The organism is Autumnicola edwardsiae (genome assembly GCF_031846505.1).
GTDB lineage: Bacteria > Bacteroidota > Bacteroidia > Flavobacteriales > Flavobacteriaceae > Autumnicola > Autumnicola edwardsiae.
Window position 1 is genome coordinate 18,234 of the sequence record NZ_JAVRHP010000027.1, and the last position, 20,807, is coordinate 39,040.

The window sequence follows — 20,807 nt, forward strand, 5'->3', positions numbered from 1 at the left end:
CGCTATCAATCATTTACTTCCCGTAGAGCCGTCGCTGTTACCATTTTCCGATGCTTCTTTCACGGAATTTAGAATTAGGATAGGCCGTAGTTGAAATTTTCCTGGAGAGCCTTTAATCAATTTTCAGGCCGGCTAATTTCTAAATTCCGTTTCTTCGCATGTGTGATAATGGGAACAGGGACGGCGGGAGGTGGCCATATGGGGAAATAAGTTACCTGTTATATTTGTATTGTCAATTTTAGCAGAATCAAGCGGACTCTTGGGGAAAGGGATCAGTTTCGGTAATATCTTCTTTTTAGAATTTTTCAGGATCCCTTTAACCAAGTGTCCAAGACCCCCTACCCGAAGCTATCTTCCTGAAATGCAGTGAAAGGGAGTTTGCTTCGGGAGTTCTTCACGAAATTTTAAATTGATGGATCTAAGATTATAATACTAGTTGAGTTTATTTTTTTCGGTACATCACCTACCTTTCTCCTTCCAACCACTCACAATAAGCCTCCTGAATTTCCGGATATGCTGCGAAATAATCTTCGTACAGCTTATTTTGAGATTCCATGATCATCCGGTGTACTTCAAAATTCTGCTCTGTTTTTTCTTTGGAGGTGTAACTAAAGTATCCTATTAAACTTAAAGCAAGTATTCCCATGATACCAAAAAGGATCAACAGATAATTTGGTATCAGCCTGGCATTCTTTAGTTTCTTATCGATGCCCTTTAGAATTTCATCCCTTTGCTGGCTTTCCGTTTCCTGCTTTTTCAGAAAGATGTTCAATTCTTTTTCTAGGGCTTCGGTTGTAATTGGGATGCTGAGATCAAATAGTTTATCCGAAAGTCGTTGAAGCTCCAGGATAGTAGTTTTAAAATCGGCCATTTCATCGGCCATCAGTTCCATTATTTCGTCTAGTTTTTTCATTGCTCAATTTTTTAATATCCATATCCTATACCGGTATCCAGTGCTTTCAGAGCTCCCTTTATAAGTTCTTTGGTTATTCTGGTCGTCAGATTCGTACTTAACTGTACAGTTTTGTTCATTATTAGCAGACTTTTTGGTACTTCCTTTAACCTGGTAAAACTCCTGTTTTGAGAAATTTGCGCAATGAGTCTATTGCCACCCATATCCCGGTGCACCTCACTTGCTTTAAGATTTACTCCTTTGTATTCCACACGGAACCCCTGCAGTTGATTGGATTTATTGATAGTGGGAATTACATCCACTTTATGAGCTTTCATTTTGCTCATATATTCATCCATGGACTTTGGCCTTGTTTGAAGGACCCGGTCATTTATGATTTTGATTTCCTGTCGAAGGTTTTTTAACTCCTGAAGCCTTCCCTGTTGTATTTCCCGCGCCCTGGAAAACCCTAATTCCTTTGCTACATTATCTGCCGCTATCTGGCTTCGTTTTCCGATAAAGCTGTCATTGTAGGCCTTGCCATCAAAGCCAATCCTATTGGTATAAATATGGATATGGGTATGCGCCTTATCCCGGTGAACAAATCCAATGGACTGATTGTTTTGCAGGTTCATTTCCTTTAAAAACTTTTTAGCGATTTCTTCCAAGTTTTTTTTGGTTAAATCTCTTCCGTCCTCAATGGATGGGCTTACTATAAAGCTTAAGGTATTATTGTGGCAGCGCTCATTTTGTGACTGAATAATTTTGAACTCTTCAGTTATTTCAGCGGGAGTATCTCCGGCCAGATGTTCTTTCAGCACTACTTCAGCCTCTTTCTCCTGGTTCCAGCCATAGGATATGGATACCTTTGTGCTGGAAATAGCATGTCCTTTCCCTATCATTTTTTAAAGTTCTTTAAATGGTTCCTGATTTCTTCCGCCAGCTTCTCCACCGTTGCAGCCAACTTGGGATCCCGCTTTTTAAACATGCTGCTTATCCGTGCAAAGTTATTCTTGTATTGCACCAACATCCGGTAGTACTCCAACTGCTCCGGGGTAATCCGCTCAACAATATTTCTTTCAAAGGCAGTAGAACGGAGATATTCTGAAAGGGAAATTCCTGCCCTGGCCGCTCTTCTTTTGAGCAGCTTCTTCTCGTAAATCGAGCAGCGGATCTGGATATATTCCCTTTTCATTTTTTTCTTTTAAAGTCTTTGCAACCTCCGGGCGTAAAGCAAGAATGTCATGACAATGACACATCTTGCTTTACTCTTTCAACTGAAATTCTCCGATAGGCATTTACCGGTATAAATTATTTCTCTCATTCAACTGTTATATTCTTTGAATTGAAGATCAATTTTTCATTCAGGTCTTTATGGGGGTGGTAAGAAACACTGCAATCAGTGACATTTGCAGAAAATATTAAAAGCGATTTAGTAGCTTTTTCTCCTGCAGGGTCGTTATCCAGGAAGAGAAATACTTCGTGGTATTCAGAAATAATGTTTTTGATGTCTTTAAGAAAAGCAAGGGAATTAAGTACAATACCATCTGAAGCATTTACTAAACCTTCATTTAGAACTGCCAGGGTAAGAAAATCAAAGATGCCTTCAGTTACCACAAGTCGATTTGATGAATGATCAATAAAGCTATATGATTTAGGAGAAGAGGAATTCTTGTAATATTTATTGCGAAGCTCCCATCCTCCCAAATTGTTTTCTAATCCTACAGCAAAGTATCCCTGGCCTTTCAACGTGTACCAAACTTCTTTACAATACCTCCGGGCAACTTCAACAGGAATTCTTCTCGAGCGTAAATACCCTATTAAAGCGGAATGCTTCAGAGGCCCTACAGTTGTAATTTCAATTTTGTTTTCAGAAGGGAGTTGTGGTGTAGGCGCAATAAAATAAGGAATTATAGTGTCCGCTTGTAAGAACTGCACTGCCTCCTTTATAGAACAGGACTTAATAGCCATAATCAAATCTATAATAGAACCTCCTTCTCCAATTCCGAAGTCATACCATATGTTCTTACGCAAAGAAACGTTGAAAGAGGCTTGGGTTTCTGACCGAAGGGGACTCAGAAACCAAGCTTCTTTCTCCGATGTTCTGCTGGGGAAGTGCCCTAATTTTGCCAGCGTTTTTACGATGCAAATATTACGGGCGCTTTCACAGCTCTTGGATATACTATTTTCTCTTCTCATTTCACTTTTCATTGATGAGTACTACTAATTCTTGCTATTCCCACTTCATCATTTTTCTTTGATGAAAAAACGATGAGGAAAATGATGCGGCTGAAAACCCAGAGTATCACTAGTCTTATTTATATTTTCTCATCATTCATCAAAAAAAAAGAAATAACCTAATGCTGTTTACTAGTAGTATACTCTCAGGATGACCTGGAATGATGATTATTTGACGGAAAGACCTTGTAAACCGTACCTTTCACAGGTGTATCACTTATTCATCATCTCATCAGTTTGCTGTTCTTGGCCAAAGCGCTGCAGTAAAAAAGATGCTGTAACAGTATAGTATCTTCCTTTTGCAGGAATGAACCCCAGTCCGCCATCCACCCACATGATCATCTTCTGATAGCTAAGGGAGTTGTCCTGGTTGCTTAGTTTCCAATCCTTTTTTAGGATCTGCCGTAATTGTGTTAAGTCTGTTTTAATCCGGGTGCGGTTTAAAACATGCAACGCATCCACGGGGCAAATATTTACTTCATCCACTTCATAAGTTTCCATGACGCTCAGGATCATATTAGCCAGTTCCTTTTCCACACGGTTTCGGTTATTCTGCATCAAACTGGCCAAAGCATCGGTGCGTACCTCTTCTGGCGCAAACCACATCCTCGTGCTGTGCCTGCTAGTTAACTGGCGCTGATCGAGGTAATATAGAAATGCCGAAATTTCTGCCTTCAGATCTTCTAAAAAATGGGTTTCTTCTTTTTTTAAGGAAGGAACTTTTAATACCCAGAAGCGCGTTTCCTCACTATCGATTTTAATGAAGTTATCTTCATTGTTGCTGCAAAGGATAAACTTGCTAAAGAATTCCACCTCGCGCTTGTCCTTGCCTTTAGCTTCCAGTTTATTAAAATCGGTGGTACTTAAGTACTTGATCCGTTCTGTAAGCTCTTCTTTGTTGAATAGTACTTCATCGATACATATAAGAAGTTTGTTGGCCCAATCAGCATTAAACTGGCTGCTGAAATTGTCATTGGTGAGGTAAGTCAGGTTATTGTCGAAAATGGCTTTTAACCATTTGAGAAAGGTTGTTTTACCTGTAACCCTCTCTTTGGATACCAGGCACAGGATGGGTAAGATCTGGAGCGGCCTGGAATACAATAGCTGTATATAATCAAGTCCCAGCTCGAACTGGTCCCCAAAAACATGCTTAACAAAGCGTAGTGAAATATCCACCTTCCCTTCCTGCGGGATATGAGGCAAAGGAGAATAGGTATTGTAAAACCCATGACATTCCTTTTTAAAATCTTTATGACCGGGAAGGCAGGTGAAGCCATCATATTTTTTAATGGCGCCAATAAAAGCTTTGCCGTGATCATTGCGGAGGGTTTCAATGTTCCATGGAACCAGGCTCTCATTAAAGCTTCCTGAAATGGTTGGTATCTGTACGATTTTATAGTAGCAGGTACCTACCCTGATATAGGATATATTTTTCATCTTCGAAAATTTGAGATTAGTGAATGGAAAAACCTACTTCCGGTTCTTAAGCAGCTTTTGATTAAACTGCTGCTCCAGGAATTCATCAGAAAGGTTTGGTTCCCCCAACAACCAGGCATCTATTTTATCCTTATCAAAAAACTTCTGACGGATATTGGGATTATTACCCGTAGGGATAAGCTTTAAATGGGTAAGCTTATAAATCTTGCTTTTGGAGAGTCCGGTATATTGTACCAGATCATCCACGTTCATTACTTTTTTGGTGTGGGACAGTAAGACCTTAATATCTTCTAATAAACCCACCACTTGATCTTGCTCATTCATAACTATAGTATTAAAATTAGAAAATGAGTAAAAGGCCTTTTACATTTTGCGCAAGACAAACTTAGGAAAGCAAATACCTATAAATCAATAGGATAATTCAATAAAAAAGAAGATTACGCTATAATTATTCTATTCCCAGCATCTGCCGGACGAGCTTTCGCTGATTGCGGGAATTAATTTTTTCCTGATCGTTTTTCCAAGCGGAAAAACTGGTTTTTAAGGTGTTTTCTTTTAGCGGCTCGCCGTTCATTAAGAAGGAATCCATGAGTAAGTTGAAAAAGCTTCGTTTCCGCTCTCCGGTAAGATCCTGAATACCTCCTACCACCAATTCATCGAACAACACGAACAGGATACGATGGTTAGCTGAATCACCACTTTTATTGCCCATGGTGAAATTGATCTTTTTCCTGACCCGCAACCCCTTCATCAACCTGATGAATTGCTCTTTTGATTCTTTATCCAGGTTGAGTAGTTCTAACCTTACCTGCAATTTTCTAAGAGGAATTATCCGAAAATCATGACGTCCGGTTTCTAAATACTTATTTGATTCGTAGAAAATGGCCAGCCAAACCAGAACCAAAACCATTACTGCGAAAAGGATTAAGAAAACGGGGAAATTATCAGTAATAGATCCTGGACCGAAAATAAGGCTGAAGCTTACAATAAAAACAACAAAGACAGAAAGGATGAAAAGAATAAGGTTAGTGGAACTATTCTGCACTTTCTCTTCCAAGAAATAATTTATCCCTGACCTCCATTTAGCCAATACTTTTCCAGCATTTAGAATAAATTTTTCCATAACACCTTCTGCATTAACCAAATAAATATAACTAAAAGATAAAAGCTAATACAGCGAAATCAAAAACAAATGCTTAGGAATAGGAGAAAAATTTCTGATGAGAATTGGAGCTTCCGTTAAAGGAAAGATGCTCTCGCCTGTTTAAGAAATTTTTATAAACCAACTGGCATAGAAATTCTATGCCAGCTGGTTAGACTATTATTAAGATATGGCTGTCCTACAGCTTTTTCAAGCCCCTGGTTTCAGACTTCTCTACAGGCACTACGCTGATGGCATAACCGCCGCCGGGAGCAGATGTTTGTGAAAGGCTGGACTTATTAGTCACCCTTACTTTTCTGATCTCATACGCCTGCGGATTATTTCTGAAATGAGCATCTTTGGAATCTGAGTAGATGGTGGCAATGTATGTCTTATTAGGGTCCAGAAAGTCAAATTTTATTTTTGATGTCCGCGTTTCTTCCCCGTTCACGTTTCCAACGAACCAATTATCATCCCCCTTTTCTTTTCGGGCTACAGTCACGTAATCTCCAGGTTCGGCTTCAAGATAAATACTCTCGTCCCAATCAAGGGCAACATCTTTAATAAATTGAAAAGCATCCGAAAATCTGTTATAGTTTACCGGAAGATCGGCAGCCATTTGCAACGGACTATACATGGTTACATACAAGGCCAGCTGATTAGCGATGGTACTGTTGACATGAGAAGTGTTTTCAGGATTCAGTTTGCTAATATCCATTTCAAAAATTCCTGGAGTATAATCCATAGGTCCACCAATTTGCCTTGTAAATGGCAGAACCGTTACGTGATTGGGTTTAGACCCGCCAAATGCCTGATATTCCGTTCCCCGTGCCGATTCATTGGCGATAAGGTTTGGCCACGTACGTGCAAGTCCGGTTGGGCGTGCCGCTTCGTGAGCATTCACCATAATCTCATAATCTGCAGCTTTTTGAACCGCATATAAATAATGGTTCACCAACCACTGACTGTAATGATTTTCTCCCCTGGGAAGAATATCTCCTACATATCCACTTTTTACAGCATCATAACCGTACTTTTTCATAAACTGATACGCTGTATCTAAATGACGCTCATAATTTCTTACGGAAGATGAGGTTTCATGGTGCATGATCATTTTTACATTTTTGTTTTCCGCATATTCCTGGATTTCTTCCACATCAAAATCGGGATATGGGGTTACAAAATCAAAAACATAATCTTTGGAATGACCAAACCAGTCTTCCCAGCCAATGTTCCAGCCTTCCACCAATACACCGTCAAAACCATGTTCCGAAGCAAAATCTATATAATCCTTCACATGTTCTGTGGTTGCGCCGTGAGTGCTGTTAGGCGTTGCAGTTTCATAATCTGTTTCTCCTAATTGCACTGCGGTAAAATCATGGGTGTAAGACCAGGTGCTTTTACCGGTAATCATTTCCCACCAAACACCAACGTACTTCATAGGTTTAATCCAGGAAGTATCTTCAATTTCAGAAGGTTCGTTCAGGTTATAGGTCATTTTTGAAGCCAGTATTTCCCGGGCGTCATCACTTACAATAATTGTTCTCCATGGAGTAGTGGAAGGAGCTATCATATAAGCTTTATCTCCCTCAAGATTAGGAGTTAACCAAGATTCAAAAACAAATTTTTCATCATCTAAGTTCAGGTGCATTACGGGATAGTTTACCAAAGCAGCCTCGTGCAAATTAATGTACAAACCATCATCGGTTTTCAACATCAATGAAGTCTGCACGCCTGTTGGAGAAAAAGAAGTTTGTGAAACGTTAGCGGTAATGGAATTTTCCATTAACCCTCTTATTTCTGAAAGTTTAGATTCGGTATAATCATATTCCTGAGTGTCGTAATCTCCCGGAATCCAAAAAGCCGTATGGTCTCCCGTCATGGCAAACTCAGTTTTCTCATTTGCAATGACGAAGTGCCCCAGATTTTTTTGCTGCGAAAATTCATACCGGAAACCCAGTCCGTCATCGAAAAGACGAAAACGAATGATCATTTCACGGTTCGTTTCCTCCTGAAGCAGTTTTACTTCCATTTCATTGTAGTGGTTCCTTATCTCTTTCTGCTCGCCCCATACAGGTTCCCAGGTTTCATCATAGCTGGTTTCCTCTATACCGGCAACAGTGAAATTTTCCAGGAGGTCTTCCTGATTTTTAAGGTCTAGCCCCAGCGAACTAGGTTCTATAATTGATTTTTCAGCATATGAAAGGCTGTAAATCGGTGCTCCGCTTTCATTCAGGGAGAACTGCATTTCCAGCTCTCCGTTGGGTGAATTCAGGCTTTGGGAATTGGCCGCACCTATAGAAAATAGTGTGCAGGCAACTAAAATTATCTTTTTCATTTATTGCTAAATTTTGATAGTAAATGTATTTTTTGAAGACCATGGGGAATAGGTGACTTTTCCGTCTTTTACCAGTGCAATTCTATATTGCCGGTCTTTTTTAAGGTTACCTTCCGTTTGTTTTACATTTACTTTAATTCTTTTTCCTGAAACTTTTGAAGCAGTGAATTCAATAATGGAAAATTCTCCATCTTTATATCCAAAACCTTCTCCGGCATCATCATACAATGTTCCGGAAGCTTTTCCGGCTTTATCAGGACTGACCAAAAGTGTGATTCTGTCGGTACTGTAATCCTCTGTGCTTTGAATCACGGGACCTACAGGAACTATTGCTCCCTCTCTCAATTTTACAGTTGCCTGGTAAGGATCTGCTTCTTCATTTTCAAAAGAAACAGTTTCCCAGTTTCCTTTTGGCATCTTAAGATCTTCCGCCCACTGCGGAATGATCAACAGGTTTTTCCCTAATAAGAAGCTCTGTTGTTCGTCCCTTAGCTCCTGATTCGTTAAATCGGCAAAGAAAGTAGGGCGCATGATTGGCATTCCGGTAGTCGAAGCTTCATGAAACAAGGTATATAAATAGGGGAGTAGACGATATCTTCTGTTGATAGCCGTTCTGGAAACATCTTCAATTTCTTCTCCAAAAGCCCATGGTTCCTGTGCCTCTGTATCATTGGAAGTATGGTTTCTTGAAAACGGATAATAAGCCCCAAGTGCAATCCAGTGACCAAAAACTTCAGGTGTAGGAGTTTTGGTAAATCCTCCAATATCGGGACCGTTAAAAGACTGACCTGAAAGACTCAGGTTTAGGGACATTGGGATTGACATTTTTAGATTATCCCACGTAGACGAATTATCACCAGTCCATGTAGCAGCATAACGTTGTCCACCAAGGTAATTAGCTCTGGAAAGTACAAAAGGTCGTTTTTCAGGATTTACATCAAGGATCCCTTCCCGACTGGAGCGTACCATTAACAAACCGTACACGTTATGGTAGCGCAAATGAATATCTTCAGGTAATTCTCCGCCGCCCCGGTGGATATTATTATCGGGCATGGTTCCTCCCGGTCCGTCAAAGACAGCCGGTTCATTCATGTCGTTCCAAACCCCGTCTATCCCCAGGTTCATAAAATCTATATACAAGGAAGCCCACCATTTTTGAGTTTCAGGCCGTGTATAATCGGGAAAGGCGACCTGCCCTGGCCACACTTCGCCATTATATTCATTTCCTAATGAATCCAAGACCCAGTGGTTTCCGGCATCACCCTGTTGATATACAAAGTAAGTAGAATCCTGTTTCACGCCAGGATCAATCATATAGACTGATTTGAAATCTTTAGAATGCAAATAATCATTCAGTTTTTCCGGATTAGGGAAACCTTCCTCATCAAATGTAAAGACACGGAAGCCATCCATATAATCAATATCCATCCATATAACGTCTGCCGGAATTTTTCTTTTCCTAAATTCATCGGCAAGTTCTTCCACTGCAGTATCGGGATAATACGAATAACGCGACTGCTGATAGCCTAATGCCCACAACGGGGGCATAGCCATGGTTCCTGTAAGATCGGCAAGGGTTTTCATTACCTCCTGCGGGTTTTCTTTTTCAATCACTACAACCCGAAAAGCAGGACCTTCGCTTATTATTTCAGCATCGTCATCAAGAACAATTTCCTGTCTCCAGGAATTATCAGCTAAAATTCCGAAGGAAGTTCCGTCGGGGCGTACTCCTAAGATCCATGGATGCGCCTGGTACAATTGCTTTCCATCAAATTTTGCATATTCATAGTTATCTGTGTTCCAAAGTGTGACATCGGTGTTGTTTCGGCGTAAATCCCCAATTACCTCACCTGTGCCATAAAGATCAACACCTTCTTCAAAATCAAATCTTACTGCATTTCTTCCCTCTATTTGCAGGTATTCCGGCTTTACAGTCCAGTCGCCCGGCAAAGAATCCTTTTTTTGAAGATCTTTTACTATTGCCAAAGAGGGCAGGGTGGCGGTGGAATCAAATTGAGCCGGATAAAAAACTGCGACTCCGGGTTCTGCAATGCTGGCAGATTGGGAGAAAACTGGCTGCATCCCAGCCAGGATCCCAAGAGCCCATAAAAAAAATATCTTCTTCATTTTTATTATTTATTAAGTTCGATTATCATTGGAGTTTTGCCATTGATTTCAAACTCCTCTGTTAAATTTATTTGTTCTCCGGTGAGGATGTCTGTGCCTGAACCAGCTGCTCCAATGTCTTCAGCAAACCTCTGCGGAGTGAGCACCTGTGCTTCCTCATTGTTGTTCAGGATTACCATTAATTTTTGGTCTTCCAGAGTTCTAAAATAGACGTAGACATTGTCGTAAGGGATGTATTGCGTAAGTTCCCCATTATGTACAACTTCAGCAGATTTTCTCCAGTTCAGCAGCTTTTTTGTGAAACCATGGAACTCTTGCTGTTCAGTAGTTCTTTCAGAAGCAAGGAATGCGTTCTGTTCATCTGCTTCCCAGCCGCCGGGAAAATCACGGCGAATGTCGCCGTCACCTTCCTCTTTTTTACCACGCATCCCAATTTCAGATCCGTAATAAAGCTGAGGGATTCCCCGCGTAGTTACTATAAGAGTTAGTGCTAACTTATAATTTTCCAGGCTTTGATCATAAATTTCATTAAACCTACGGGTGTCATGGTTTTCCATGAAAATCAGCAGGTTGTTGATATCAGGATATAGAAAATCATTGACAAAATTGCCGTAGACTTTATCCATTCCGCTGCCCCAGCCACCTTCTTCTTCAAAAATGGTTTCTATGGCATTGTGCAGTGTGAAATCCATTACCGATGGCAGGTGTGTGTTGTAATTTTGAATGGCACCAATCTTACTGTCTTTTTGCCAGTAGGCGATTTGTGCCTGATCATGCAGCCAAACCTCGCCCACTATATTAAAGTTTGGATATTCTTCCATGATGGTTTCTGTCCACTCAGCAATTCCTTCCTTGTCATTGTAACTATAAGTGTCTACCCGAAACCCGTCAAGGTTAGCATATTCAATCCACCAGATGGCGTTTTGGATAAGATAATTCAATACCAACGGATTCTTCTGATTCAAATCGGGCATTGTTCTCACAAACCATCCATCAACACAATATTTGTGGTCGCGGTGACTGGCATGCGGATCAAACTGAGTTTCCATTCTGTAGTTGGATTGCTCATAACCTGGAAACTGATTGATCCAGTCGTACGTTGGCAAATCCTTGATCATCCAATGTTCCCTGCCCCAGTGGTTCGTCACATAATCCATGATGAGCTTCATGTCCCTGTCGTGCATTTCGGAAGCCAGTTTTTTATAATCTTCGTTGCTTCCAAAACGAGGATCTATTCTGTAGACATCGCTTTGGGCATACGTATGATAAGAATAACGAGGATCATTGTCTTCTAAAAGTGGCGTGTTCCAAATAGCGGTGACACCCAAATCATCCAGATAATCGAGATGATCTATAATCCCCTGGATATCGCCACCATGCCTGCCGCCGTTTTCCTTTCGGTTCAATTTGTCGGTAAGTCCTTCTACTGAATCATTATCAGGATTTCCGTTAGCAAACCTGTCGGGCATGATTAAATAAATCACATCGCTGCTGCTGAAACCTTCCCTTTTTGAAGATTCTTCCCTTCTCGTTTTAAGCTTGTATTCCCTAATGAATTTTTTTCCGTTTTTCTTCTGAAAATCGAAGTGCAACATTCCCGGTTCCAAACCTTCAGTTTCAACGCTTATAAAAATGTAGTTGGGGTTTTCGGTTTTGATAATTCCGGTTACGGGAATTTGTTCCTGAAGGGATACTTGATAATCAGCAATATTTTTTCCGTAGAAAAGAATCTGGATTTCAGATTTTTCCATGCCTGCCCACCAGAAAGGAGGTTCTGTTCTTTCGATTTGTCCATATCCGCTGAGGCAGAATATACAGCTGATTAATACTGAAAATAATATGTTTCTGATGTTTCCTCTCATAATTTGAATAAAAGCCGAACACTTCTTTTTGAAGTACCCGGCTGTTCATTATATTTAAATTCGTTTTTCGTTAAAAAAATTATTCTGTTGAAGTTTCCTCCATAATTGACCATACAGCGTAGCCACTGGCTGGGGCTTCAAGCATTACCATACCTCCTTCATTAGTGGAAGCTCGGTAAGTTGTATTTTCAGAATAATCCATTAGTTCCATGTCGTTCCAATCGGTGTCCACTTCCCTTCTTTTAATGTTATCGTTGGTAGTGATGTACACAATAAGGCCGGGATTATTTCCATCACCACTTCTTTTAGCGATATATTCATCGTTATCGGCATATAGCACTTCCAGGTCTCCTGTTGCCAACGTGTTGTGAATAGTGATAAGCTGCTGAATTTCCTCCTGGAATTCCTCATTTTCATAATCCAGATAAAATACGGTTGGATAACCGGGATGAGTCATTATAAAAGCATAAGCTTTCATCTTATTTTCAGCTTCAAGATAGTTATTAATATTACCATCTTTCTCGGTATCATGATTTGCTGTAAAAGTTACCGCTTTATCAGGATTTGTTTGCCAAACCTGGTCGCGGGTAAGGTAACTGAGGTCTTCATACCTTTCAAATGCCTGTTCCATCCTGTAGAATGCTGCAAAGTCAAAAGCGCCGCTTCCCGTTGCTTCAATATGCTCCCTTATTAAATCTGCATCGGCGTCCCAGAGTTCGCTTACAGAAAAACCACCAACCTCATCCAGCCACTCTTTGATTACGAAAGATTCAAAGCCCAGAACGTAATCAAACCTCCAGCCGTCAAAGCCCATGACGTTTTTGTAGTATTTGGCCACAGAATTTTCATCTTTCCAAAGCCAGTTTTGGACGTAGTCCCGGTGATGATCTAAATTTTGTTCAGGATAAAACAAGCTCCCGTTATCATAATCGCTCACGCTGTTGGGATAGAAATATTCATAATTCCTGTTGAACATCCCTGAAGCATTGCCATGTTCTTCATCAAACAAGGTGTAGGTGATTTTATCCCTGTAAGGATTGAATTCTTCCCCGCCACCACTGTTGTGGTTCACAACGATATCTGCAATTACTTCAATATCATTTTCATGCGCGGTAGCAATTAAGTTTTCCAGTTCTTCACGGCTTCCAAAACGTGTTTCTACTGTACCGTGCTGCTCATAATCCCCAAAATCAAAATAATCGGAAATATCGTAGCCCATAGAATATTGCCCACTCTGGCCTTTGGTTGCCGGTGGGAGCCAGATACGGTCAATACCGGCATCTGCCCATGCAGGTACATCATCTGCTATAGTATTCCACCATTCAAATCTTGGCTCTACATCCCAGTAAAATGCCTGCATCATTACACGGCTGCCATTATCATATTCTGAAAGGTCAAGGGCCGTTGCGGTACCTGGCTGTTCTGTAACCGGGCCATCATCTGTTTCTGAAGTAATAGCGTCATCATCTGAAGAACAGCTGAAGAATACCACCAGGATAAGCAGGTAGCTTAATGGATTTATCAATTTATATTTCATTTTAATCAAAATTAGGGGAGTCCGTTTAAAAGATTTACATCTTTTAAACGGACTCCTGATGTTTAGTTTCTACTTATAGAATATCTGTACTGTCTTGGATTGCTCAAATCTAAGGTAATAGTGTAATTTCCATCTTCCGGAACACCAATATTATCCCCTGCAAACTCTAAAGAACCATCAGCATCGGTATCACCTAAATTAAGATCCCAGGCATCATTAGCCCTAAATTTGAACCCATTATCTGTTGCTTCCTGTTCGGTAAGTTCTAAGGTCACGCTCCATGTTTGGGTATCGGGATCGTAAGTCATATCTGTATCACTGTCCCATCCAGATGGGGTTGCATTACCAATAACGCCCCAGGTGGTTTCGGTAAGCTCATAAGTAAGCGCACCGGTATCTACGTTCACCAAATAATAACCACCTGTACCGTCTGGTGTTCCTGCATTTACACCCGGAGTTTCAAGTACCCCGGTATAGACACCATCAGCGTCCCCGGCATCTCCTAAGTTTCCATCAAAATTCTCATTGGTTTGTAAAATTTTGAATTGAGGAGCATCAACATTCATATATACAAATCCTTCATATACGGTATTTCCTTCGGCTTCAGCAGCAATTGGTACTCCATCGGTCGCAGTCCAGTCCGTTCCGTAGCCACTTGCAGCAAGGAAATTTCCTGTCACATATATTTTTGGAAGGTCCTCATCTTCTTCTTCAGATTGTTCTGGAAGGTTTACATTTACAGATATCACGTTTGAGTATTGATCGACCACATTTCCTCCATCACTTCCAACGTACGCCCGTACCCGAAAATAAATGGTTCCGGTGTTTGGTTCTGCTGTTGTAGGATCATTGTCCAGGCCTGCTTCTTCAGCGAACTCCATCATTTCAGTAACTGTGACAGCTCCATTGGTTTCAGTTCCCTGAGCTACTACCGTCATGGCTTCGAAACTTTCGGAAGCTGCTCCCTGCAGTTCATAATTTACAGGAGTTTGTACTCCAAAATCCACAGCGTTCCAGACGAACCTTTCGGCTAAATTATCACCGTTGGCCGGAGAGAGTGTATAGGAGCCTTCAGCAGAACTTGTGAACATAAGACCTGTAGGATCTTCTTTTGCTGTAAAAGTGAATTCATCATCTTCGGTACATGCATTTAAGCTTACAATCGCTATAAAAGCTATTGCTATTTTTGTTAGTTTTCTCATTGTATGATTCATTTATTGTTAATAACCAGGATTTTGGGTTAAGTTAGGATTGATGGTTAGGATATTGGCGGGAAGTGGGAACAACCTTCTATATGGATCCACAGCGGTTCCAGTTTGAGAACCTCCTTTAAATGGCCAGAGATAATCTGCAGATACAAAATCTGTAAACCTGATAAGGTCTGTTCTTCGTTGTCCTTCCCAGTACAATTCCCTTGCCCTTTCGTCTATTATAAACTGAAGATCAAGATCACTGGCAGAAATATTTCGGGAGTTATCCCCAAAAGCTCTTTCCCTCAACTCATTAATATAAGTGACAGCGGTACTTACATCTCCGCCCGAACCACCTCTAAGCACGGCTTCAGCATAAGTAAGGTAGATTTCTGCCAAACGGATAAGTGGCAGGTCTGTATCCACAAATTCTCCTCCTTCGTCATTACCCGCATTTCCCTCGGAATCGAGGTTGGTGAATTTGGTTACGGCGTACCCATCAGTAAATGTATTGGCAATAGTGTTGATCTCCAGGTTTTGACCTTCGGTATAAAACATTGCCCTGGCATCTGCCCATTCTACAGGATTTCCGTCTTCGTCTTCCTCGGTTACAGCGTAATCAAATTTATTGACTAAAGCTTTGGTAGTTCGTAAGCCGCCCCATCCGCCGTTTACACCAAACTCTGAAGCATCCATAGAACCTCCGATTGCCGCGTGAACAAGGAAAGTTGTTCCTCCATAAGTTCTGGACTGATTTCCGTCGAAATTAAGTGCGAATATAAATTCATTCTGGGCTCCGTTGGTATCATTGTCGGCAAGGAAAAGTTCATCGTAAGCCGAACCATTGCCATTGGCATCATTCGTATTAATTGAATAGGAAGAATTTATTGCCTGGCTGGCATAGGTCACTGCATCTGTGTTACGCTCTTCTCCTGTCCAAACTTCGGCATTCAGGTAAAGTTTGGATAACAAAGCCCAGGCTGCAACACGGTCAACACGACCATAATCAGCGCTACCACTTTCAGCCAGTAAATCCTGAATTTCAAGTAATTCAGATTCAATAAAAGAGAAAATTTCCTCACGGGTGTTCTGCTCCGGTACTTCTGTAGAAACCATGGTTACCAAAGGAACATCACCGTAAAAATCTATTAAGTTATAATAAGCAAAAGCCCTTAAAAACCTTGCTTCGGCAATATAAGCCTGAACTTCGGGATTGTCATTTAAAGCTTCTGCATTGCTGATAAAGGAGTTTGTAAAAGAAACCTCCTGTGCCAGTCGGTAATACATCCCGGTGGTAAAATCGTTACCGGCTCCCCAGCTCATAGCATGTAAATTGGGTAAACCGGGATCCCCCCATCCTACAACAGCATTATCTGTAGTAAGTTCGTTTAAACTGAAGTAAAGCCTGGAAAACTGAGAAGTTCCTTCATCTATTCCGGAAATATCAGGTTGTCCCGCAGGTCCCTCCTGTCCGGTTAAAGCTAAACTGGCGTAGAGTTTGGCGAGAGCTCCCCTGGCTTCCTCGGCACTGGCAAAAACATTGGTTTCCGTAAAGCTGTCGGGATCTATAGGATATTGGTCTAAGTCATCATGACAGGACACTATTATAAGGGCCATCAGGATGAGGATTAGTTTTTTGAGATTATTCATTTTCATATTACTTTTTTAAAAATTAAGGTTTACACCAAATGCAAACGATCTTGGTCTTGGATAGAAATTATTATCAATACCTCCGCTTATTTCAGGATCCAGTCCGTCGAAATCTGTTACCGTCAGTACATTTAGAACGGTACCGTACAGGCGGAGATCAGATCCTTCAATTATTTGATCAAAGGTATAACCAAGGGTAATATTGTCCACCTTAAAGAATGAAGCATCCTGAATATAGTAATCGCTCAACAGGTTTTCTTCAGTTAAAGATTGAAAGCCTGTATTAAAATAATCACTATGCAAATTGGTAAGGATACTGTTTTCTGTAGCCCTTACTGCATAGCTTTTCGCGGAAGCCATATTGTTGTAGGCGTAGTTCCCAAGGTTTGTCCTTGTGACTATGGCCAGGTCGAAGCCTTTATAGTTAAGGTTTGTATTTAATCCCATGATAACATCAGCATAAGGATCTTTGTACAGGTACCTGTCATTTTCATTGATTTGGTCGTCTCCGTTACGGTCTACATAAGCTCCTTCAACCGGTCTTCCTTCTTCATTATACACCTGCTTATATACCCAGTAGGTGAATGGCGAATATCCTTCTTTATGAAGCTGGATGGTGTTACCGGTTCCTCCATTGATACCTCCAACTTCTACCTGGTCTGGTAAATTGGTGATTTCATTATTATTGAGGGAAACATTATACCCTATGCTCCAGGTGAAATCATCTGTTTCTACAGGAATCGCATTAAATTCAAATTCAATCCCTTTGTTTTCCATGTCGCCGATATTTTTGGGAATAGTATTCGAGAAATTGGTGAATGGATCTACAGTTACATAGCTAATAAGATCCTGGGTCTGTTTCAGATATACGTTTACCGATCCTGAAATCCTGTTATTGAAAAAAGCATAGTCTAACCCTACATTATAATTGGCACCTACTTCCCAGCGTAAATCACGATTTATTGCCTCAGGACGATAAGTCTGGTAATAACTGTTACCAAACTGGTAATAAGCATTGGAACGACTTGCGGTATACCTGGTAAGGAAATTATAATCTGTCAGTCCGTTAACATTCCCAATTTGCCCATATCCCAGGCGTAGTTTTAACTGATCGAAAAAATTGGAACCATCAAGAAAAGCTTCATTATTGATGTTCCATGCCAGTGCAAAAGAAGGAAAGTAGCCCCACCGATCATCAGGATTTAATTTGGAAGAAGCATCTGCCCTTAAAGTAGCTGTAGCGAGGTAACGGTCGTTATAATTATAGTTTAACCTCCCAAAATAAGAAAGCAGAGTGCTTTTCCATTTGTCTATAAACTCAAAGTCATTGCCTTCCTCTTCGGCTTCACTATCATAACTGTAATTGTCGTTTTCAAATTCCTGATAAGAATAACCTGCCACTACAGTGATCGAATGCTCGCCAAAATCATCATTGTACGTCAGGTAAGCGTCAAATAGTCTGTTGGTGGCGTTATTGGTGTAATTGCTGAATGAGCCGTTCCAGTCGAGCTGGGAAGAAGGCATTTCTTCGGAAGTAATTGTTCTTCCGTGACTATTTGTTCTATCCAGTCCGATGTTGACCGTTGCTGTAAGGTCAGGGAAAAAATGAAGGTCATAATCTACCTTTGCATTCCCAATAAATCTTCTTACTTCTGAAGAGTCATCCCTTAGATTAATTAATGCTACAGGGTTAGTGGGCGCCAGGCTGTTCTGAACATTATCAGAATTCAGCCAGGTGAAGTATCCACCAAAAGGGGAATTGACATCATAAATAGACTGTGTGGGATCAAAATCTACGGCCGTTCCAATAGCATCGCGGTTGGCAAAAGTATTTTCGGTGTACATCCCCCTACCATTCAGTTCTATCCTAAGGTGTCCATCCAGAAGGTTTGGTCTAAGATTTACAGAAGCTGTGGTCCTGGAGAAATTATCCCCACGCAAAATACCATTCCTGTCGGTATATCCTAATGAAGCCCGAACAGGCATAAAATTCCCAATCCTGCCGGTAGTGCTTAAATTATGTTCAATTCCAAATGCTTCGGTATAAATTTGATCCTGCCAGGAGGTGTTGCTTTGCCCTAAACGAGCAATAGCTGCATCATTTCCTACTTCATTTACCAGAGCACGAAATTCATCTGCGTCAAGAACATCCACGGTTTCAGTTGGACGGTAAAGGATTGTGGAGCCTGAATAATTAAATTTAAATTCATTTCCTTTTCCCTGTTTGGTGGTGATCAGGATCACACCATTGGCAGCACGGGAACCGTAGATGGCGGTAGAAGAGGCATCTTTTAAAACCGTCATACTTGCAATATCATTGGGGTTAATAAAATCCAGCGCATTTCTGGAACCTCCAACATTACCGTTGTCCAGCGGGATACCGTCTACCACAATTAAGGGGGAGCTGTTCAGGGATAAAGAACCCTGGCCCCTGATGGTGATGTTCTGGCCCTCACCAGGTGCTCCACCACCGGAAGTTACAGAGACCCCGGCTACCTTACCTGTGATAAGTTCCCCTGCAGTAGCGACGGGTCCTTTATTAAATTCTTCTGTAGAAATTTGCTCTACAGCGCCTGTAGCGTCTTTTCTGCTCACAGTACCGTAACCCACAACTACAACTTCATTCAGAGTAGCCTGGTCTTCCTCCAGAGAAACATTAATGGTGTTTTGTCCGTCATAAGGCACCTCCTGTTGCGCAAACCCAAGAAAAGAGAAGACCAGCACGTCACCATTATCAACATTCTCCAGTGTATAGTTCCCGTCGAAGTCTGTAACAGTACCGTTGCTCGTTCCCTGTACAATGATATTAGCTCCCGGAATAGCCAGTCCCGTGGCATCTTCTGTGACCACCCCGCTAACGGAATTTTGGGCAAAAAAGCTCATCGGCAGCATAAAGACTAAGAGCCATGTGCTTTTGAATAATTTTCTCATAGATTTCTGTTTATTTAATAAATTTTTAAGTCCTTTTTGCGAATTCAGGTGATTAGTAAACAGAAAACGTTTTCGCTTTTGGTCAAAAAAATTATTAAAAACCATCCATCGAATAAAGTTTTCCAAACTTCACACACTTACAGCAGAGTGTAAAAGATATCTGGAAGAGATCACTAAAATTCACAATCCTTACAAAATTCGAGATTTTATAGGCTGAAAAGAGGGTTTGAAATTTTCATATAGAAAATAAACGGATATTTTTATAATCAAATATCTGTATTTCAGATATATAGTTATCTTATGAAAAGTCAAACTATATAGAAAATAAGGAAAGAAAAGACTGTTTTTAAAGTTTAAGAAGGGTGTTTTCGAGAAGTTTTTGGTCAAAATCCTGCTTATCGAGCAGTGATTTTTTTCTGATTTTCGTTTTATAAGCGTAAATGGAATTAACAGAATAACCTAAAATCTGGGCTATAATTTCGTTGTGTGTAATTCCCAGGCGGATTAAGGCAAATATACGAAGCTCCTTATTAAGGATTTGCCCTTTCTTTGGTAGGATTTGCTCCCCTTCCTTTAGAAGGGAATTAAATTCCTTAATAAAATCAGGAAAGAGATTAATAAAAGCTTCGTCAAAATTCTGGAGCAACTTTTCTTTCTCCCGCTTTAGATCACAAGTATCGACAAGGTATTTAACCCCTTCTAAATTATCTTTTTTTAGATTTTTCTGAATATTATCCTTGAAGTCCTTGAACTTTTCAAAAATGTCCGCATCCTGTGTAAAGAAAAAGCCAATATATTCTTCTTTAATTTTGTTCGCTTCCATGAGCTCATAATTTACCTTATTAAGCTGGAAGTTTTTTAATTTCACCTCTTCATTAACCTTGGTTATTTGATGGTTCTTTACCTGAAGCTTTTCGTGCGCTTTACTTATTTCCCGGCGGGCCCTTTTTAGCCGGCGAACCTGGGAATAAATGATGACAGCTAAAACCACCACAAACAATAGCAACAGGCTGAGCAAAAGGTTTTGCCTGGAAAGCCGCTCCCTTTGTTCTTCTACCTGCTTTATAATTTGTTCTTCTATAAGCGGTAAAATAGCCCCCACCCTTAATTTTCGTTGTTGGGCACCGTAGAACGCGGCATCCTCATTGGCTTTCTGAATAAAAATAGATGCCATTTGTACATTTCCCTCTGTAAATTGTAATTCGGCTAGCCTGATTATAGCTAGATTTTCTTTTGCAGACGACTTTATATCGGCAATTGCGGCCTGTGCTAAATGAAAGGTTGCTTTATCTTTTAGCCCAAGCTGAGCATAGCTGTCCCCCACAATAGAATTTAACATGGCCTGCTCTCTGAGGTTCAAATCTGTATCCAATAAAGGAAGTATCTTCGCCAACGCTTCTTCAAAATCACCCCTGCGGTACCTTATATAGCCTTCTAGGGAAGAATGTCCATAAGAACCTGGTT

General features: G+C 40.7%; 15 protein-coding genes. All 15 read right to left on the reverse strand.

The window, feature by feature from the left end:
* Positions 1-463 precede the first annotated feature (463 nt).
* Complete coding sequence (locus tag RM529_RS07095; RefSeq protein ID WP_311484062.1) at positions 464-913, reverse strand: DUF6730 family protein; 450 nt, start codon at positions 911-913, stop codon at positions 464-466.
* An 11-nt stretch (positions 914-924) separates the two neighbouring features.
* On the reverse strand, positions 925-1,794 hold the full coding sequence (locus RM529_RS07100) for a relaxase/mobilization nuclease domain-containing protein (RefSeq protein ID WP_311484063.1): 870 nt from the start codon (positions 1,792-1,794) through the stop codon (positions 925-927).
* Positions 1,791-2,087 carry a mobilization protein MbpA gene (gene mbpA, locus RM529_RS07105; protein WP_311484064.1) on the reverse strand — a complete coding sequence of 99 codons (297 nt, stop codon included), beginning with the start codon at positions 2,085-2,087 and terminating at the stop codon, positions 1,791-1,793. The genes RM529_RS07100 and mbpA overlap by 4 nt, the downstream gene beginning before the upstream one ends.
* 125 nt (positions 2,088-2,212) lie before the next feature.
* On the reverse strand, positions 2,213-3,091 hold the full coding sequence (locus tag RM529_RS07110; protein ID WP_311484065.1) for a DUF8464 domain-containing protein: 879 nt from the start codon (positions 3,089-3,091) through the stop codon (positions 2,213-2,215).
* 252 nt (positions 3,092-3,343) lie between these two features.
* Entirely contained in the window at positions 3,344-4,567 is a 1,224-nt protein-coding gene (locus tag RM529_RS07115) for a DUF5906 domain-containing protein (RefSeq protein ID WP_311484066.1), read from the reverse strand.
* 33 nt (positions 4,568-4,600) lie between these two features.
* Positions 4,601-4,891 (reverse strand): helix-turn-helix transcriptional regulator, encoded by a 291-nt coding sequence (locus tag RM529_RS07120; protein ID WP_311484067.1) that lies wholly within the window; start codon positions 4,889-4,891, stop codon positions 4,601-4,603.
* 124 nt (positions 4,892-5,015) lie between these two features.
* The gene (locus tag RM529_RS07125; RefSeq protein WP_311484068.1) at positions 5,016-5,690 is read right to left on the reverse strand and encodes a hypothetical protein; all 675 of its coding nucleotides are present in this window, start codon (positions 5,688-5,690) and stop codon (positions 5,016-5,018) included.
* A 217-nt stretch (positions 5,691-5,907) separates the two neighbouring features.
* Positions 5,908-8,046, reverse strand: coding sequence for a glycoside hydrolase family 97 protein (locus RM529_RS07130; RefSeq protein WP_311484069.1), 2,139 nt, complete (start codon positions 8,044-8,046; stop codon positions 5,908-5,910).
* A 6-nt stretch (positions 8,047-8,052) separates the two neighbouring features.
* A complete protein-coding gene (locus RM529_RS07135; protein WP_311484070.1) occupies positions 8,053-10,173 on the reverse strand; it encodes a TIM-barrel domain-containing protein in 2,121 nt (706 codons plus the stop codon).
* A 5-nt stretch (positions 10,174-10,178) separates the two neighbouring features.
* The gene (locus RM529_RS07140; protein WP_311484071.1) at positions 10,179-12,035 is read right to left on the reverse strand and encodes a glycoside hydrolase family 13 protein; all 1,857 of its coding nucleotides are present in this window, start codon (positions 12,033-12,035) and stop codon (positions 10,179-10,181) included.
* Between the two features lie 79 nt (positions 12,036-12,114).
* Complete coding sequence (locus tag RM529_RS07145; RefSeq protein WP_311484072.1) at positions 12,115-13,572, reverse strand: alpha-amylase; 1,458 nt, start codon at positions 13,570-13,572, stop codon at positions 12,115-12,117.
* A 62-nt stretch (positions 13,573-13,634) separates the two neighbouring features.
* The gene (locus RM529_RS07150; RefSeq protein WP_311484073.1) at positions 13,635-14,774 is read right to left on the reverse strand and encodes a SusE domain-containing protein; all 1,140 of its coding nucleotides are present in this window, start codon (positions 14,772-14,774) and stop codon (positions 13,635-13,637) included.
* An 18-nt stretch (positions 14,775-14,792) separates the two neighbouring features.
* Entirely contained in the window at positions 14,793-16,412 is a 1,620-nt protein-coding gene (locus RM529_RS07155; RefSeq protein ID WP_311484074.1) for a RagB/SusD family nutrient uptake outer membrane protein, read from the reverse strand.
* 15 nt (positions 16,413-16,427) lie between these two features.
* Positions 16,428-19,343: a SusC/RagA family TonB-linked outer membrane protein gene (locus RM529_RS07160; RefSeq protein WP_311484075.1), complete on the reverse strand. Its 2,916-nt coding sequence runs from the start codon at positions 19,341-19,343 to the stop codon at positions 16,428-16,430.
* A gap of 346 nt (positions 19,344-19,689) precedes the next feature.
* Positions 19,690-20,807: DUF6377 domain-containing protein (locus RM529_RS07165; protein ID WP_311484076.1), on the reverse strand; the 1,118-nt coding region annotated here is incomplete at its 5' end.

Bases quoted from the DNA above. Each gene is read 5' to 3' on its own strand.
- RM529_RS07095 (WP_311484062.1), bottom strand. From the start codon at position 913: ATGAAAAAACTAGACGAAATAATGGAACTGATGGCCGATGAAATGGCC.
- RM529_RS07100 (WP_311484063.1), bottom strand. From the start codon at position 1,794: ATGATAGGGAAAGGACATGCTATTTCCAGCACAAAGGTATCCATATCC.
- mbpA (WP_311484064.1), bottom strand. From the start codon at position 2,087: ATGAAAAGGGAATATATCCAGATCCGCTGCTCGATTTACGAGAAGAAG.
- RM529_RS07110 (WP_311484065.1), bottom strand. From the start codon at position 3,091: ATGAGAAGAGAAAATAGTATATCCAAGAGCTGTGAAAGCGCCCGTAAT.
- RM529_RS07115 (WP_311484066.1), bottom strand. From the start codon at position 4,567: ATGAAAAATATATCCTATATCAGGGTAGGTACCTGCTACTATAAAATC.
- RM529_RS07120 (WP_311484067.1), bottom strand. From the start codon at position 4,891: ATGAATGAGCAAGATCAAGTGGTGGGTTTATTAGAAGATATTAAGGTC.
- RM529_RS07125 (WP_311484068.1), bottom strand. From the start codon at position 5,690: ATGGAAAAATTTATTCTAAATGCTGGAAAAGTATTGGCTAAATGGAGG.
- RM529_RS07130 (WP_311484069.1), bottom strand. From the start codon at position 8,046: ATGAAAAAGATAATTTTAGTTGCCTGCACACTATTTTCTATAGGTGCG.
- RM529_RS07135 (WP_311484070.1), bottom strand. From the start codon at position 10,173: ATGAAGAAGATATTTTTTTTATGGGCTCTTGGGATCCTGGCTGGGATG.
- RM529_RS07140 (WP_311484071.1), bottom strand. From the start codon at position 12,035: ATGAGAGGAAACATCAGAAACATATTATTTTCAGTATTAATCAGCTGT.
- RM529_RS07145 (WP_311484072.1), bottom strand. From the start codon at position 13,572: ATGAAATATAAATTGATAAATCCATTAAGCTACCTGCTTATCCTGGTG.
- RM529_RS07150 (WP_311484073.1), bottom strand. From the start codon at position 14,774: ATGAGAAAACTAACAAAAATAGCAATAGCTTTTATAGCGATTGTAAGC.
- RM529_RS07155 (WP_311484074.1), bottom strand. From the start codon at position 16,412: ATGAATAATCTCAAAAAACTAATCCTCATCCTGATGGCCCTTATAATA.
- RM529_RS07160 (WP_311484075.1), bottom strand. From the start codon at position 19,343: ATGAGAAAATTATTCAAAAGCACATGGCTCTTAGTCTTTATGCTGCCG.